This is a genomic window from Treponema sp. OMZ 790 (assembly GCF_024181285.1).
In the GTDB taxonomy this organism is placed as follows: Bacteria; Spirochaetota; Spirochaetia; order Treponematales; family Treponemataceae; genus Treponema_B.
The window spans coordinates 835999-851699 of the sequence record NZ_CP051201.1; the positions used below are offsets into that span (position 1 = coordinate 835999).

The 15701-nt window shown below is 35.5% G+C and carries 15 protein-coding genes and 1 tRNA gene; 13 read left to right on the plus strand and 3 right to left on the minus strand.

The window, feature by feature from the left end:
* The first annotated feature begins 5 nt into the window (after positions 1–5).
* The 6 genes from mreC to E4O01_RS03880 all read left to right on the plus strand — a co-directional run bounded on the left by mreC (position 6) and on the right by E4O01_RS03880 (position 5343).
* Positions 6–869, plus strand: a complete 864-nt coding sequence (mreC, locus tag E4O01_RS03855; protein ID WP_253694537.1) for a rod shape-determining protein MreC — start codon at positions 6–8, stop codon at positions 867–869.
* A 2-nt stretch (positions 870–871) separates the two neighbouring features.
* Positions 872–1381 carry a rod shape-determining protein MreD gene (gene mreD, locus E4O01_RS03860; RefSeq protein WP_253694538.1) on the plus strand — a complete coding sequence of 170 codons (510 nt, stop codon included), beginning with the start codon at positions 872–874 and terminating at the stop codon, positions 1379–1381.
* On the plus strand, positions 1378–3237 hold the full coding sequence (gene mrdA / locus E4O01_RS03865) for a penicillin-binding protein 2 (protein ID WP_253694539.1): 1860 nt from the start codon (positions 1378–1380) through the stop codon (positions 3235–3237). The genes mreD and mrdA overlap by 4 nt, the downstream gene beginning before the upstream one ends.
* Positions 3234–4535, plus strand: a complete 1302-nt coding sequence (gene rodA, locus E4O01_RS03870; RefSeq protein WP_253694540.1) for a rod shape-determining protein RodA — start codon at positions 3234–3236, stop codon at positions 4533–4535. The genes mrdA and rodA overlap by 4 nt, the downstream gene beginning before the upstream one ends.
* A gap of 75 nt (positions 4536–4610) precedes the next feature.
* Entirely contained in the window at positions 4611–4787 is a 177-nt protein-coding gene (locus tag E4O01_RS03875) for a hypothetical protein (RefSeq protein WP_253684850.1), read from the plus strand.
* Positions 4774–5343 carry a hypothetical protein gene (locus E4O01_RS03880; RefSeq protein WP_253694541.1) on the plus strand — a complete coding sequence of 190 codons (570 nt, stop codon included), beginning with the start codon at positions 4774–4776 and terminating at the stop codon, positions 5341–5343. The genes E4O01_RS03875 and E4O01_RS03880 overlap by 14 nt, the downstream gene beginning before the upstream one ends.
* A gap of 55 nt (positions 5344–5398) precedes the next feature.
* Here E4O01_RS03880 and E4O01_RS03885 read toward each other — a convergent pair.
* Positions 5399–5471, minus strand: a tRNA-Met gene (locus E4O01_RS03885).
* A 52-nt stretch (positions 5472–5523) separates the two neighbouring features.
* On the minus strand, positions 5524–6519 hold the full coding sequence (locus tag E4O01_RS03890; protein WP_253694542.1) for a phosphate/phosphite/phosphonate ABC transporter substrate-binding protein: 996 nt from the start codon (positions 6517–6519) through the stop codon (positions 5524–5526).
* Positions 6520–6595: 76 nt separating this feature from the next.
* Here E4O01_RS03890 and E4O01_RS03895 point away from each other — a divergent pair, with 76 nt between their 5' ends.
* The gene (locus tag E4O01_RS03895) at positions 6596–7651 is read left to right on the plus strand and encodes an aldose epimerase family protein (protein ID WP_253694543.1); all 1056 of its coding nucleotides are present in this window, start codon (positions 6596–6598) and stop codon (positions 7649–7651) included.
* Here the strand turns inward: E4O01_RS03895 and E4O01_RS03900 are convergent.
* Positions 7648–9075, minus strand: coding sequence for a hypothetical protein (locus E4O01_RS03900; protein WP_253694544.1), 1428 nt, complete (start codon positions 9073–9075; stop codon positions 7648–7650). The genes E4O01_RS03895 and E4O01_RS03900 overlap by 4 nt on opposite strands.
* A gap of 138 nt (positions 9076–9213) precedes the next feature.
* Between E4O01_RS03900 and E4O01_RS03905 the strand changes: the two genes are divergently transcribed.
* The 6 genes from E4O01_RS03905 to E4O01_RS03930 all read left to right on the plus strand — a co-directional run bounded on the left by E4O01_RS03905 (position 9214) and on the right by E4O01_RS03930 (position 15606).
* A complete protein-coding gene (locus E4O01_RS03905) occupies positions 9214–10518 on the plus strand; it encodes an NCS2 family permease (protein WP_253694545.1) in 1305 nt (434 codons plus the stop codon).
* A gap of 425 nt (positions 10519–10943) precedes the next feature.
* A complete protein-coding gene (locus E4O01_RS03910; RefSeq protein ID WP_253694546.1) occupies positions 10944–12221 on the plus strand; it encodes an integron integrase in 1278 nt (425 codons plus the stop codon).
* Between the two features lie 434 nt (positions 12222–12655).
* The gene (gene comJ / locus E4O01_RS03915; protein WP_253687609.1) at positions 12656–13090 is read left to right on the plus strand and encodes a competence protein ComJ; all 435 of its coding nucleotides are present in this window, start codon (positions 12656–12658) and stop codon (positions 13088–13090) included.
* A gap of 107 nt (positions 13091–13197) precedes the next feature.
* Positions 13198–13872 (plus strand): hypothetical protein, encoded by a 675-nt coding sequence (locus E4O01_RS03920; protein WP_253694547.1) that lies wholly within the window; start codon positions 13198–13200, stop codon positions 13870–13872.
* A 119-nt stretch (positions 13873–13991) separates the two neighbouring features.
* The gene (locus tag E4O01_RS03925; RefSeq protein WP_253694548.1) at positions 13992–14789 is read left to right on the plus strand and encodes a TM2 domain-containing protein; all 798 of its coding nucleotides are present in this window, start codon (positions 13992–13994) and stop codon (positions 14787–14789) included.
* 121 nt (positions 14790–14910) lie between these two features.
* Complete coding sequence (locus E4O01_RS03930; RefSeq protein WP_253694549.1) at positions 14911–15606, plus strand: aspartate/glutamate racemase family protein; 696 nt, start codon at positions 14911–14913, stop codon at positions 15604–15606.
* The last annotated feature ends 95 nt before the right edge of the window (positions 15607–15701 follow it).

The following is a 15701-nucleotide window of genomic DNA, read 5'->3' on the forward strand; positions in this document are numbered from 1 at the left end:
AGCTCATGAAGAAAAAACTTTCGTTTAAACTGAATCTTGAAGTTTTTCTTTTGATTTTATTTCTTCTCATCTCATCTATTTTTATGGCTTTTTCCGGAGGCTCCTTTATTTTGGATTTTAAGCAGTTGGCTTTTTCGGTAACTGCCGGAACGGAAAAGGCTGTTTATAATGTTTCCTCCTTTGTTGGTGAAAGCGTTTCTTCCGTAAGAGAGTTATGGGATCTAAAAGAAAAATACAATGAGCTTACAAAGCAGCTTGAAAAGTATGAACTTTTAGAGCGTTCCAATGCCGACATAAAAAGAGAAAATAACGAACTGCGTACTCTTCTCAAGTTTACGGATACAATTCAAATTGCAAATATACCGGCAGAGATAATAGGCTATGATCCGAATACTCTTTATTCCGGAATGATAATTAACAGGGGCGCAAAACACGGAGTCAGAAAAGACATGCCTGTTATAGCTTTTCAAAACGGTAACATGGCTCTTGTAGGAAAGATATTACAGGTAGGAAGAGGCTCTTCGATGATTATTCCTATCTATGACTATCAGTGCCATGTTGCAGCTAAAGTAGATTTGGTAAAACACCGCGGCATTGTAAGCGGTCAAGGCTCGGATGATTCTCCGCTGATTATGAAATACATCAAAAAAAGGGCAGGGGATGATATTAAGATAGGAGATAAAATAATTACATCCGGTTTTGATGATTCTTCTATTTTTCCAAAGAATATTCCTATAGGTTTTGTTTCTAAAATAAAAGCTCTTGATTATGAGACATCGCTCGAACTTTATATAAATCCTATAATAGACTTTTCTTGTTTGGAATATGTTTTTGTTTTGGATACTTCAAAAATGGAAAAGGAGTTTTAATAATGAGAAAAGTTATTTTGTGGACTTCTTTAAGCGTTTTTTTTATAACCTTGCTTCAAACGGCCGTTTTTTCGCATATATCGTTTTTTACGGTTTTGCCGGATTTGGTTTTGCTTACGGTTATTTATATAGCAATTTCAAACGGCTCCCTTTCAGGTTTGATTTGCGGGTTTATCGCAGGTCTTTTGGCTGATTTTTTATCTGCTTCTCCTATCGGGCTTCATTCGTTTATTTTTACCTTGACAGGATATATCGTAGGAAAATTTTACGGGATTTACAATTTAAATAAGATTATTTTTCCTTGCGTATTAGGAGGTTTGGCTTTTTTATCTAAGGTCTTACTTCTATTTATCTTAAAACTGCTTTTCGGACAGAATATTCATACATACAATGTTTTTTCGCTTAACTTTGCCATAGAGTCTGCCGTAAACATTCTTTTTGCTCCCTTGGTATTTTTATTTTTTAATCTCTTTCCTCAAGCCTTTAAATCAAAGGAGTACGGCACCATATGAAAAATAGCGAAGATAGTTTTAATTCACGGCTTAGGTTATTTTCAATTTTTGTATTTTTAATTTTAATAGCTTATACCTGTAAACTTTTTTCGATGCAGATAATTCATGGGGATCAGTTTAAGAAAAAATCTCAAAACATTTCAAAACGTACAACCGTTATACCGGCTCAGCGGGGGGAAATTTTTGATAGGGAGGCAAACACTCCGATGGTTTTAAATATCGATTCCTTTGCAGTTGATATTGTGCCGGGAGAAGTTCCCCGTCAGGAATTTGATACGATAATAAACAGTTTAAGTTCAATATTGAAAATTCCTGTTTCACAAATAGAAAAAAAACTACCGCTAAATGTAAGAAGAGATTTTAGATCGATAGAAATAAAATCCAATGTTGATTATAGCACAATCGTACAAGTTGCGGAGAATATAGATTCCCTTCCCGGAGTTTCATGGCATTCAAAGCCGGTCAGAAATTACGTAGATACCCGATCTTTTTCTCACATTATAGGGTACGTGGGGGATATTACTTCCGATGAATTGACTCGGTTTTATAATAAAGGATATACTTCAAACAGTATAATAGGCAAGGCCGGAATCGAAAAACAATATGACGAAATTTTACGCGGTACCGATGGGGTTGAATACCGGACTGTAGATGCCAAGGGCCGATATATAGAAAATACTACTGTTGTTACACAACCCAAGATGGGAAATAATCTTGTTCTTACCATCGATAAGAGAATTCAAAAACTTGCAGAAGAGGCTTTGGGGCCTAGGATAGGTGCTGCTGTAGTATTGAAGCCTGCATCAGGAGAAGTTCTTGCAATGGTTTCCTATCCTTTTTTTGATCAAAATATTTTCGGTAAAGAAATCACAAGCTCTCTTGCGAAAGAGCTGTTTGAAAATCCGAATAATCCGCTTTTGAACAGAGCTATAGATGCTTCTTATCCTCCTGCTTCAACTTTTAAAGTTATAATGAACTCGGCTATATTGAACGAAAAAGTTTTTTCTTCAGAGACAACGGTTCCTTGTTTGGGAGAAATTGAATACGGAAACCGTGTCTTCCGCTGTCATATCCGAAAGCCCGGTCACGGAAAACTGGCATTAAATGAAGCTTTGGCAAAGTCCTGTGATGTTTATTATTGGACAGTCTGCCGCGATTACTTGGGTGTTGAAAAAATTGTAGATTATGCAAAAAAGTTCGGTCTTGGGCAACCCACAGAGATCGATTTGCCGAAAAGCTCATCATTTGAGGGGTTTGTTCCTTCTCCTAAATGGAAGGAACGCCGGTTTCATGAAAAATGGCTTAATGGGGACACAATGAATATGTCCATAGGGCAGGGCTTTACAACTGCGACCCCATTACAGGTTGCAAATATGGCCTGCATGGTTATAAATAACGGAATAATCTATAAACCCCACCTTTTAAAAGAAGTAAGAGATCCTTCAACCGGTGAGGTGATAGAAACAATTAAACCTGAAATTCTTCATAAAGAAAATATCAGCAAAGAGGTTTTTGCTCAAGTAAGGTATGCTATGAATCTTGTTACAATTCAAGGAGAAGCCAGATATCCTATGAAAAATCCAATGTTCCGTTTTGCAGGTAAAACGGGAACTGCCGAAGTCGGCTTACAGGATAGATGGCATTCATGGATGGTTGCCTATGGCCCTTATGATGCTCCTCCTGAAGATATGATGGTTGTTTGTGTTATAGTTGAAGCTGTGAACGAGTGGGAGTGGTGGGCTCCATATGCAGCCAATATAATTTTACATGGGGCTCTTGCAAATCAAACCTATGATGAAACTATTGAATATTTGGGATTTAAATCTCTTCCTGCTGTTAGAAGGAGGAGTGAATGAACATACGTAAGATCACAAACTTTGATTATTTACTCTTTTTAGCCGTTGTTATTTTGTCGTTTATAGGTATACTTTTTATTTATTCTTCGGGTGTAAATTCGAGCGGCGAACTTGTCTCTACAGAATATACTAAGCAGATTTTATGGGCCTGTACGGGTATCGTTTTACTTTTACTTTCATGTATTTATGATTACAGGCGGATAAAAGACAGAACCTTTTTAATTTATATATTGGGAATAGTTTTACTCCTTTATACGGCTATTTTCGGAACCGTAAGGCATAATGCAAGGAGCTGGATAGGTTTTAAAAATCTGGGTATACAACCTTCGGAATTTATAAAATTGATTTTTATTCTTTTTTTGGCCTATTATTTGGAAAAGTCTCAAAATGAAGAGCCTCTTAGGCGTTTTATAAAGGCAATGGCAATAATGTTTATTCCTGTTGCCCTTATTTTAAAACAGCCCGACCTTGGAACTGCAAGCGTATATATTCCGATTTTTTTAATAATGTGTTTTATAGCCGGAATCCCTTTACGCTTTATTTTATATATATTTTTTCTCGGAATTTTAACTATCGTTTTTACTTTAATGCCTTTGTGGGAAGAAGTTATTTTAAAGACAAGCCATATAATGGCCGGCTTATTAAAACGTTCGCAAATCTCGCTTATTATTTTATTCGGTATGGGAATTTCGACCGTTGTTGCCATGATAGGTAATGTACTACTAAAGAAAAGATATTATTATTGGATAGCCTATGTTCTTTCCCTGGTTACCATAGCATTTGCAGGTTCGATAGTCGGGGTAAGAGCTCTAAAAGAATATCAAATGATGCGTCTGATTATTTTTTTGGATCCCGAAGTAGACCCGTTAAAGCACGGATGGAATATAATTCAGTCCATCACTGCAATCGGTTCAGGCGGATTAACCGGACGCGGTTATCTTATGGGCACTCAAAGCCATTATAGATATTTACCTGAACAAAGTACCGACTTTATATTCAGTATTTTATCGGAAGAATGGGGATTTTTGGGAGGCCTTTTTGTTTTTATTTTGTACAGTATAGTCTTTTTTAGATTTTTTCTTTCGATCAAGCGCTGTGACGATCTTTTTGGCAAACTGATTGTTTCAGGTATCTTGGCAATGTTCTTTTTTCATTTTTTTGTGAATGTGGGAATGGTAATGGGTATAATGCCTATCACAGGTATCCCCCTCTTGTTTTTATCCTACGGAGGCTCCTCCCTTTGGACAGCCATGATTTCCGTCGGTGTTGTCATCGGAATAAATTTGCGGCAATTGTAGAAAAATTAAAAATACTAAAAAAAGTATTGACAAAAGGCGGCCTAGGTGCTAGATTAAAATTAAGGAGAAAAAACTATGGATTATTCACAATTTAAACCGATAAAGCCTACAATACTACGCAACCCTGAAACAATAGCGTATTTTTGTAAATGTCAAATGAATCCTCCTACCGAAGAGCAAAAAGAAGCCGCCAGAAAATCCGTAGAACAATACAGCCGATTCTGGGAAGAATTGAATAATGAGCAAGATTGACGTATCAAAGCATCTTTCGGATTTTAAAATTGCTATTTTAAATAGTAAAACCGATGTATCTAATTTTATCTCAGAATACGGCATGTATACCGGCTTTATAAACTCCGCAAGCAGTTCCGGATCTTCCTTAGCTCTGGAATACGATAAATATGGTGTTGCTAAAACATATCTCATTTATCGAAAAGATGATATAGAAAAGAAAAACATCTGTGCTTATTTTTCTATAGGCCCCGATATGATAAGCTTCTATAGCGAAAATAGGCCCGATCATGTACCAACTCATATTGATACTGCAGGAGCTATAAAAATACACTACCTCGCCTCATCTTTAGACTTTGCAGAAAAATACAGTCATATAGTAAAATTTATCGTATCTATTGTTAAAAATTTAATAACAAAAATTTTAAATAAAAATCTTAATATCCGCTATATAGCCCTTGATGCTGATGACCAGTCCGGCAATAAGGATATTGTAAAAATCTATAAAAATGCAGGTTTTTATGTTGCAGGAAAAAGTTTTGAATTGGACTATATGATATACGATATTTATAGTTAAGTTCGTTTTGTATTTGCATAAAAAAGGCACTCAAAAGAGTGCCTTTTAATTTGGTTAGCAGGGAGAGGACTCGAACCTCCGACCTCCGGGTTATGAGCCCGACGAGCTGCCAACTGCTCTACCCTGCGATGTGGGGCAGAGTATAGCATATAAACATCATTATGTCAAGTCTTTTTTAACTTATTTTGTTAAATTTCTGATTTTATCGTACCAATCATCCGTGGTTTTAACGAGCTTGGTCTTTTCCGTATATTTGGGATACATGCCCTTCTTGTTCGAGTCTTTTATTTTAAAAATACCGGGGTTGTTTGCCGTTTTTTCGGATATAAGGGCTTCCTGTATTTTTTTCTGTTCATCAGCGGAAAGGGTATCGGTATTCATGACTATCGGGGCATTTAAGACCGGAATAGATTGAATTACGGTAATTTCGCTTCCGGGGAATTTTCCGAAGGGATCGACAGCCCCTTCAACAACCTTATAGGAGGCTCCTGTCTGATAGGCTTCCCCTTCAATCAAATCATATACGCCTATTGTTTGCGGAATTGCAAAGGCTGCCGCATCAGCATCTTTTCTAAAAAGGTTAACTTGAGAACCTTGATGAGAGCCTGCAAATAAGACCTTTGGAAAAATTGATGTGTTATGAATAAGCTCGTCGGTATTGTTTACCCCGAATTTTTTTACAAGCAGGGTTGCAGGAATTACAAATCCCGATGTAGAACTTGTCGAAACAAATGAAATATTTTTTCCTTTTAAAAGGGTCAAGTCATAATCGTTCCCGTTTTTGTATTTATTGGCATCTTCCGTTCTGACTGCTATAAAACTATAGTACAAAGCATCTTCTAGTGTACCGCTTGGTCCCGAATTGGTTGCTGCCGGAATGATGGCAGGATTTCTTTTATGGGCATTTATGTAGCCTTCGGCACCGATATAGGCCATGTCTGCATTGCCGGATATAATCGCTTCTAGTGCGATATTGTAATCTGTTGTCGTTTTTATTTCGACAGGACGGCCTACAGCTTCGCTTATGATTTCCATAAAAGCTTCTCTTGCATCCTTCATAGCCTCACTCGATTCGTTTGGTAAAAATACCATTGTAAGGGGCTTTTGAGCCTTGTCCTTAGTACAACCGAAAAATAGGCATGAAGCCAGTAAACATAGTATAATCTTGTGTTTCATAAAATTCTCCATGCCCGCATTCTATCATATAATCGAATAATATGCTATACTTATATTATATTGTGGGAGGACGGGTATGAAAATAACAACAACCGAATTCGGAACTTTTTCAAACGGAAAAAAAGCATTATTGTTTACAATTTTTAACGGAAAGATGATGTTGTGTTGTACTAATTACGGATGCTGTATTACGGGTATTCTTTTGCCTTCAAAAACCGGAGGCTTTGATGATGTTATTTTAGGATATTCGACTTTTATAGGCTATGTTAATAATTTTCCCCATTTCGGATCCTTCGTAGGCAGATATGCAGGCCGGATTTCAAATGCGGAATTTACATTAGGGAATCAGCAGTATCTTTTGACTCAAAATGACGGTGGAAAGCACTGTTTGCACGGCGGTTATCCGTCTTACGATAAAGTGCTGTACGAAGCCCAAACCTTTAAAAATAGTCAAGAAGCAGGAGTGTTGTTTTCCCGTATTTCTCCTGATGGAGAACAAGGTTTTCCCGGGAATTTACAGATTGACGTAAGTTATTCGCTTACACCTGACAATGAGATTATTATAAGATATAAAGCCGTGTCGGATAAGACTACTCCCGTTAATTTTACCAATCACAGTTATTTTAACTTAAATCCTGCCGGAATGCAGTCGAACGGTTCATATGTTTCGGTTTTAAACCATGAACTTCAAATATTCTCGGAACAATATCTTGAAACCAATCAAGAGCTTATTCCCAGCGGTAAATTCTTAAATGTAGAAAATACGGGATACGACTTTAGAAAGCCGAGGCTTTTAAGCGAAGGAGTGCAGGAAATAGGAGGAAGTTTTGACAATACATGGATTATAAAAAAAGAGGTAAGCGATCGAAAAACTTTGGCTGCAATAGTGAAAGAACCTGTGACAAAAAGGACTTTGACGGTTTACTCAACACAGCCTGCCCTTATAATGTACACCGGAGGTTTTTTAGAAAACGAATTAGGTAAAAACGGAGATGTGTACAATAAATTTGCCGGACTCTGTCTTGAAAGTCAGGCCTTTCCCGATTCTGTTCATCAGCCTCATTTTCCCAATACGGTGATAAAACCGGGTGAAGTTTATGAGCATGAAACTCTTTGGCATTTTGCGTTTTAAAAACGTATCGTATAAGCCAGTTTTGCTTTTAAAAAAGGTTTAGCTGTTTCCAATATTATTTCTCCCTTAAACGAGTTTAATGTTTGTCTTGTTTTCTTTATAAACTCGGCCTGAGCCGAAAAATTAAAGATTCCTTTTTCCCATAATATGTACGGTTTTTTATCCTTTTTTACTATTTTATTTTTTTGAGTAAAAGTTCCTGAAAGGTTTAAGTTTACGGCCTTATTAAATTTTATTTTAATATCCGATGAAAAAGCATAGTTTTTTACTATAAAAGGATTTATGGATTTTTTTTCCAATTTTCCTTTTCCTTTTATCGATAAGAGACTGCCGAAAAAAAGTTTGATAGGAATTTTTACTTGTCCTCCGATATTCCATGTTTTATCCTCATAATAAAGTTCTCCCTTAAACTTAAAATTGGAAAAACTTAAACCGATTTCCGTTCCGCCTGAATTAAAATTCTCATATAATTTTTTCTTTTCTAAATACTTGCGTAAAAAATTATATGAAAATCCGATGTCCAAAGCCCAAACCGAAATTTTCGGCTGAACGAAGGCCCTCAGTGTTCCGTCTCGTTTAAAAAATGTTCCTGTGTTAAACATAAAATATTCACTTTGAAAATTGTACTCGGCTTTTCCTAAAAAATTTATGCGCGAATTTGAAACTCCTTTTGTTCCGGATATTTTATCGTAAGGAATCTTTAAACCTCCTGCCAATAAAAATTTGGAAGAAGTCGAGTTTTCTTTTTCTTCAAGTATAAATTCTCCGGAGTAAAATTGATCATATTTCGGTTTTTCTAAACTAAATTGAGAGTAGTCGGAATTTTTCAATGAAGAAAAAAGACTTATGTTTAATGTAATTTTTTCGCTTTGGTTTTTATAGGCTGCACAAAGAGAAATATCCGGCCGCAGCTGTTTCGGTGTTTGCTCTGTAAAAAATACCAAATTGAAATTTTTTATTGCAAATTCCATTCCTGCACTTGCATCGAATTTTGATTTTGTTATTCCTATTAAATATTGAGGAATAAAACTTACTCCCTTGTAAAAGGGCTTTTTTTCGAAATTCTCTTTAAAATGCAAACGATTTAAAAAGGCAGATTTTGCGATACCTCCATAAAAGAAAGATAGGGCCGGATAAAGTTTTTTATTTTCCCGATAGAGTAGGGGAGTAAACTTTAAGCTGAAACCTTGAGGTATGACGGCATATTTGGGATGGCCGTCCCTAGTTTTTGCCGCTGCATGAAACTCAAAAAAAAGATTTTTTGCTTCTGTAGTCAATTCATAATTAAGAAAAATATCAATACTCTGCGCAATGGAAAAGGACGTTTTCCCGCCGGGTATTTCCGCATGTAAAAGGATGCCGCAGACAAATATCAGTCTTGGGCAAATCCTAAGAAATTTGATAAAAATATTTTTTGTCTTCATACTTATATATAGCTTTTTTTTACGTTTAAGAGTAATTTTTTAAATTATAATTTATATTTTTATGTAAAAAAATTAAAATTTGTATATTGCTGCAAATAAAAAATTGTGTTAAAATACGCCAAGGAGAATTTCGTAATTATGGAAAGATTTTTTAAACTCAAAGAGCACAATACTACAGTGCGCACCGAAGTTATTGCGGGTATTACTACCTTTTTGGCAATGGCTTATATTTTGGCCGTAAATCCGGGAATTTTAAGCGAAGCCGGAATGGACCGCGGGGCTGTTTTTACTGCGACCGCTTTGTCTGCCGCTATTGCAACCCTTGCTATGGGCTTTTTAGCTAATCTTCCTGTTGCTCTTGCTTCAGGAATGGGATTAAACGCTTTTTTTACATATAGCGTTGTTATCGGTTTAGGTTATTCCCCTGCAACGGCATTGACAGCCGTCTTTTTGGAAGGCGTTTTGTTTATTTTGCTTTCAATTGTAAATGTCCGTGAAGCAATTGTAAAATCAATACCCATAAACCTTAAAAAAGCCGTTGCTGCAGGTATAGGTATTTTTATTACCTTTATTGCTTTTCAAAATTCGGGCATAATTGTAGATAATCCTGCAACCCTCGTAGGACTCGGAGAGTTTACTTGGGGTTCTCCTGCCGTTTTAGCTTTAATCGGTTTAATTATAACTTGCGCTCTTTTTATTTTACGAGTACCGGGAGCCATCTTAATAGGTATCCTAATTACAACCATCATAGGTATTCCGTTAAAGATTACCGTTCCGTTTGGCGGCTGGGAAGGATGGTCTCCTATAAGCCTTCCTTCAGCTCCTGCAGTCTTTAATTTTGATTTTGCAAATGTTCTTTCTTTCAAATTTTTTATCGTATTTGTTTCATTCCTCTTTGTAGATATTTTTGACACGGTAGGAACCCTTGTAGGTGTTGCAACTCAGGCAAATCTCGTAGATAAAGACGGAAATATTCCCAAAATCAAGCAGGCCTTTTTATCTGATGCTATCGGAACGGTAGTAGGTGCCGCTCTCGGAACTTCAACCGTAACAAGTTACGTAGAAAGCACTGCCGGTGTTGCTGCCGGAGGAAGAACAGGTTTAACCTCTGTGGTTACAGCCCTTATGTTTATAGCCGCCTTGTTGTTTTCTCCGATTTTCTTATTGATTCCTGCTGCGGCCACTGCTCCTGCTTTAATAATAGTAGGCTTTTTGATGATGACCCAAGCCGGCGAAATAAACTATAAGGATCCTACAGAGGGTATTCCTGCATTTTTAACTATGATTATGATGCCCTTTACCTACAGCGTTGCTGAAGGTATCGTATACGGCGTTTTGGCCTATGTCATCTTAAAATCGATTAAAGGCAAGTTCAAGGAAATACCTCTTATTACCTGGATATTGTTTGTAATATTTATGTTAAGATTTTTTGTTAAATTTTAGTTAGGACTTTGAGAGTTTTGCTGTCAAGCAAAACTCTAAGATGAAAAAGGACTAAGGACGCACATTTTAATAACCGCCACGGACGGCGGTGATTCCGGCTTCGAGAGTTTTAGACAAAAGTCTAAAACTCTAAGATGAAAAATGTGCATGGATGCACATTTTTCATCAAAATACTTGCATAATCCGCGAAAATGTGACATAATTGATACCGATATGAGAAAATAACCGCTTATAGCATGTTACGGCTGCATAAAGCAGGCTTTTTCTTGCAATGTTTTATGTTCAGGCTGTTAAACCTATAGAAATTGAACAGCCATACATAAATTTTTTGCTTAGGGTTATTTAGCGGTTTATCAATCGCCATAATATACCATGGGAAAGGTGTGCTATAAAAATGTGTATCGTGTAGTTTTAAGGAGTCGTGTATGTTTGTTGAAATTAGACCTTTTGAAAATAAGGCTTTGTCGGTAAATTTTAAAGCGCAAGGAGAGAATTTTTCTAAAGTACTCCAAGCAATAAAAAAAGTACCGGGAAGAACTTGGTTACCCGATAAACAAATTTGGATTATCCCCGCCGACCGTAATTCTTGTGACATTTTGTTAAACAATCTTTATGATAATGGAATCTTTATGTCAGCAGATTCAGGGTTTACCGGTAAAAACTATACTTCTATCTATACGGGCTATACGAGAGTTTTGAATGCTGAAATTATTGAAGAAAATGATAATTCAGCCTCAACTTATCTTAAATCTATTTTACAAAAGCTTGATGAAGTTATCGCAGCCAAACATTACAGCAAGCGTACAAAGGAAGCATATAGATATTGGATAAGCCGTTTTATACACGAAAATAAGGATAAAAATCTTAAAACTCTTTCGGATAATGAAATAAATTCTTTTGTCAGCCGTCTTGCGGTAAAAGAAAAGGCAGCTGCTTCAACCCAAAATCAGGCTCTTGCCGCCATTTTATTTTTATACAAAAATATATTAGACTTGCAGGTAAAGAGTCCTGAAAATATAGTCCGTGCCAAAAAGCCTAAAAAGCTTCCCTCGGTGATGAGCCGAGAAGAAACAGCAAAGATATTTTCTCTTTTACCTGATAATGATTATAGTCTTTGTATCCGTCTGCTTTACGGAACCGGAATGCGGCTTATGGAAGCCTTACGGCTAAGGGTGCAGGATATAGACTTTGATAAAAACGAAATCACTGTACATAATGGAAAGGGAGCGAAAGACCGCAAAACGGTTCTTCCTGTTTCACTTAAATTTCCGCTTCAAAAGCATTTGGAAAATGTCCGCCATACCCATGAAGCGGATTGTAAGGATGGTTTCGGCTCGGTGCCTCTTCCTTTTGCTCTTGCAAAAAAATATCCCAATGCCGGTAAAACTTGGGCATGGCAGTGGGTTTTTCCCCAAGCGCGCCGATGGCGGAATAAGGAAACGGGCGAGCAGGGGCGGCACCACATCGACCCGTCAGTAATTCAGCGTACCCTGCATGAAGCTGTTTTAAAATCGGGTATTCCGAAATCAATTGGCTGCCACACCTTCCGCCACTCGTTTGCAACGCATCTTTTGGAAGCTGGTTACGATATCCGTACAATCCAAGAACTTCTCGGCCATAGCGATGTTAAAACAACGATGGTGTATACTCACGTTCTCAACCGAGGCGGCCTCGGTGTGCAAAGCCCCATAGACAGGATGTGAGTTTGTTTCTTTGCTCATTTAGTGAAGATAGGCCTAATCTGCCGACGGTGTTTTATATGGTTGGTTATTATGGTAGAAAAAATATGATTTTTGCTCTTTTATCAGTTTAGGTTGAAAATCATTTGTTTTTGTAGTATAGTGAGGAAGGGTCGAAGGAATGTTAGAATGACGCTTCGCGCGGAGCAAAAAATAATATTACAATCATATGGACTGGGAAAATATTTAATTTCTGATAAAATTAGCGGCAAAATGGACAATTTTATAAGAAAATGATTTTTCGTTATATGATATGTAAAAGTAGAATGATATTCTATGGACAATTAGATAGTATTTATAATGATTTTATTATTGGTGACTATGTAATTATTTCAGTTGTTATATTATTTGATTGTCTTGAAACAAAAAGCATTATAACATGCGATTAAGATAGTTAAATGGTTACAGTGGATATACTTTATAGGCAACTTGCAATATTTGTTGCCGATATGCCTAATCCTTATAATAAATGGTCATCAAAATCCCTTAATCAAGGTTTCGCATACCGGAAAGGATCTGTTTCATTTGATACAATTGAAGACGGTGAGTTTAAAATATTTATCAATGAAAAAGATAATTTAAAGATTAATGATATAATTCGAAAAATAATTGTTCCGTTAAAAACCAAAAATGGTTTTGAGCTTGGGTCAATTATTTCCACGATTAAAATTGATGCAAAACCAGGAGATTATTCAATTGAATATAGTCTTTATAAAAATAAAATAATTCATATCCAAATACGAAAAGAAGTTATCAGCCCAAAAATACTAATAATGCAAGATAAAGATGATATACAAGATATAGAACTTTTTTTGAATGAAGAAAAAGCTTAAAAAATATTCTAACACCCGCTTCAACCTGACATTGCGGAGAAGCCGCAAATGCAGGTTAAGCGAATGTTATACGGACGGCTCTCATGGAGCCGCTTAGGAGGGAAGAAATGAAAAATAAAAAGATTATGATGGTTTTTGGCATTATTTTATTATCTTTTAAATTATTTGCATATGATTATGGTATATTCTTTACGGACGATTACGGTAGATTTTTTAAAGGCGATTACAGTAAATTCTTTAAAGGTGATTATGCCAAGTTCTTTATGGGTGATTACAGTAGTTCAGGTTTTATAATTGTAGACTCTGAAACGAATATAGCGTATTATTCTGTTAGCCGCTCAAATACTGATGGCGTTGAAGTAGTCTGTAATGTGCAGGTAAATGATATTTCTAAAAAAAAGAATAAATATATATTTTCTGATAATACCACCTATACGGTGAATTTAGTCTTGTTTGAAGAAAAAATAGATAAAAAAGAAAATAGAAAGGTATTTCATTCAAGTCATGCATATGGTAATGAAAATTCAGCGCCTCATTGGGTTAAGAATAATAGCAATATAACTGGTGAAAAAATTTCAAGTAATATAGTTATAAAGACAAAAAATATTTCAACAAAACAAATTGAATTTTGGTTATGTGATAAGAATGGAAATAATTTACAACGTATCTATGGATATAATGAAAAAGAAACAGTAAGATTTTATATAGATGCTAAACGTCAGAAGATAATATTCATAAAGTCCGTTGAGCAGGGGAATGCTATAACGGAGATTGATTATTAAAGATGATGTAATTGCGTCTAACACCCGCTTCAACCTGACATTGCGGAGTAGCCGCAAATGCAGGTTAAGCGAATGTTAGGACGACACGCCTAAAGGCGTGCAAAATTTCAGGAGAATTAATGAATAAGTTTTCAAAAGTTACAGGATTAATTGCATTTTGGGTAGAATTAAGTTTAATTATTGCAATAATTCTTTTAATCTTTTTTCAAAAAAGTATTGCTGGAATATATTTCTCATCCTTAGATGAGTATAAAGATATATTTATTGTTCCATGGCAAGAAATTATTAAGAATTTTATTTTTTTATTTTTACTGGGAATTTTCTGTTTAAAAAGTAATTCAAATAAAAGAGTTTATGGAATTCTAATACTTTATTTTTATATTCTCATAACAATAATATTTGATAATCCTTTTTCGGCTTCTACCTCATTTATCGCTATGTCAAAGAAAGGGGTAAATTACCTTGCCTTTTTTTCTGCATTTAATTCTGCACAAAATTCCATTTTATATATATTTATTCTGATAAGAAATATTTCTTTTATTTTATCAGCGGGTAGTATGATTGTAAAAAACGAAAGCCGATATTTAGAGGTAAAAAATGATGAAAACATTTCACGAAAAAGTAGAACTTCTTTAATACTTTATTCTGCATTTTTAGGTTTTTTAGGAATTGATAGATTTTATATAGGACGAACGGTAATAGGTATTGGAAAATTATTACTGGGATTGATTACTATTACGGAATTTTTCTTCGTTTTTCGCTATTGGTATTCACTTCTTCTTGTAGATAGAAGTGTGCTTATTATATTATTAGTAGGTTTTGTAAGTATGTCAGTGCTTGTAAATAGCATAGATTTCATTCTTGCAGCTCTTGGAAGAATGAAAGATTCTGAAAAAAAGTTAGTGAGAAGTTGGTAGATTGTCCTAACACCCGCTTCAACCTGACATTGCGGAGTAGCCGCAAATGCAGGTTAAGCGGATGTTAGGTACGCGCCTTCGGCGGGCGAGGAAATATTTTAAAGAATCAATCGGAGATAATATGAAAACAGTTGGCTTAATTGGTGGTATGAGTTGGGAATCAACACTTCCATATTACGAAATAATCAATAAAGGAGTAAACAGAAAACTTGGAAGAAATCATTCAGCAAAATGCATTATTTATTCTGTAGATTTCCAAGAAATTGAAGAGTTACAATATTCTGGTGATTGGAATCGATTAAATGAAATAATCATAAAAGCTGGATTATGTTTGAAAGCAGCCGGTGCTGATTTTATCGTATTGTGTACAAATACAATGCATAAAGTTGTAGATGATTTTGATAATACTGTTGGATTGCCTTTAATTCATATTGCTGATGCAATTGGTGAAGAAATTACCAATAATGGCATAAAAAGAATTGGTTTGTTAGGAACTATTTTTACAATGGAACAGGATTTCTATAAAGAAAAGCTTATAAGTAAGTATAATTTAGAAGTTGTAATACCGGATAAAAACGATCGTGAAGTCATAAATGACATCATTTATAAGGAGTTAGTAAAAGGAATAATTAAAGAATCATCCAAAGAAAAATATTTTAAAATAATGGATAAAATGAAAGCAGAGCATGTTCAAGGTATAATTCTTGGATGTACAGAGATTGGTTTACTTGTTGATCAATATTCCATTCCTTTATTTGATTCAACTAAAATACATGCTACTAAAGCAATTGAAATAATGTTAGAAAAAATTACCTAACACCCGCTTCAACCTGACATTGCGGACGAGCCGCAAATGCAGGTCAAGCGGATGTTAGATTGACCTGCCTTGCGGCAGGCGGGTAACGGAACCAA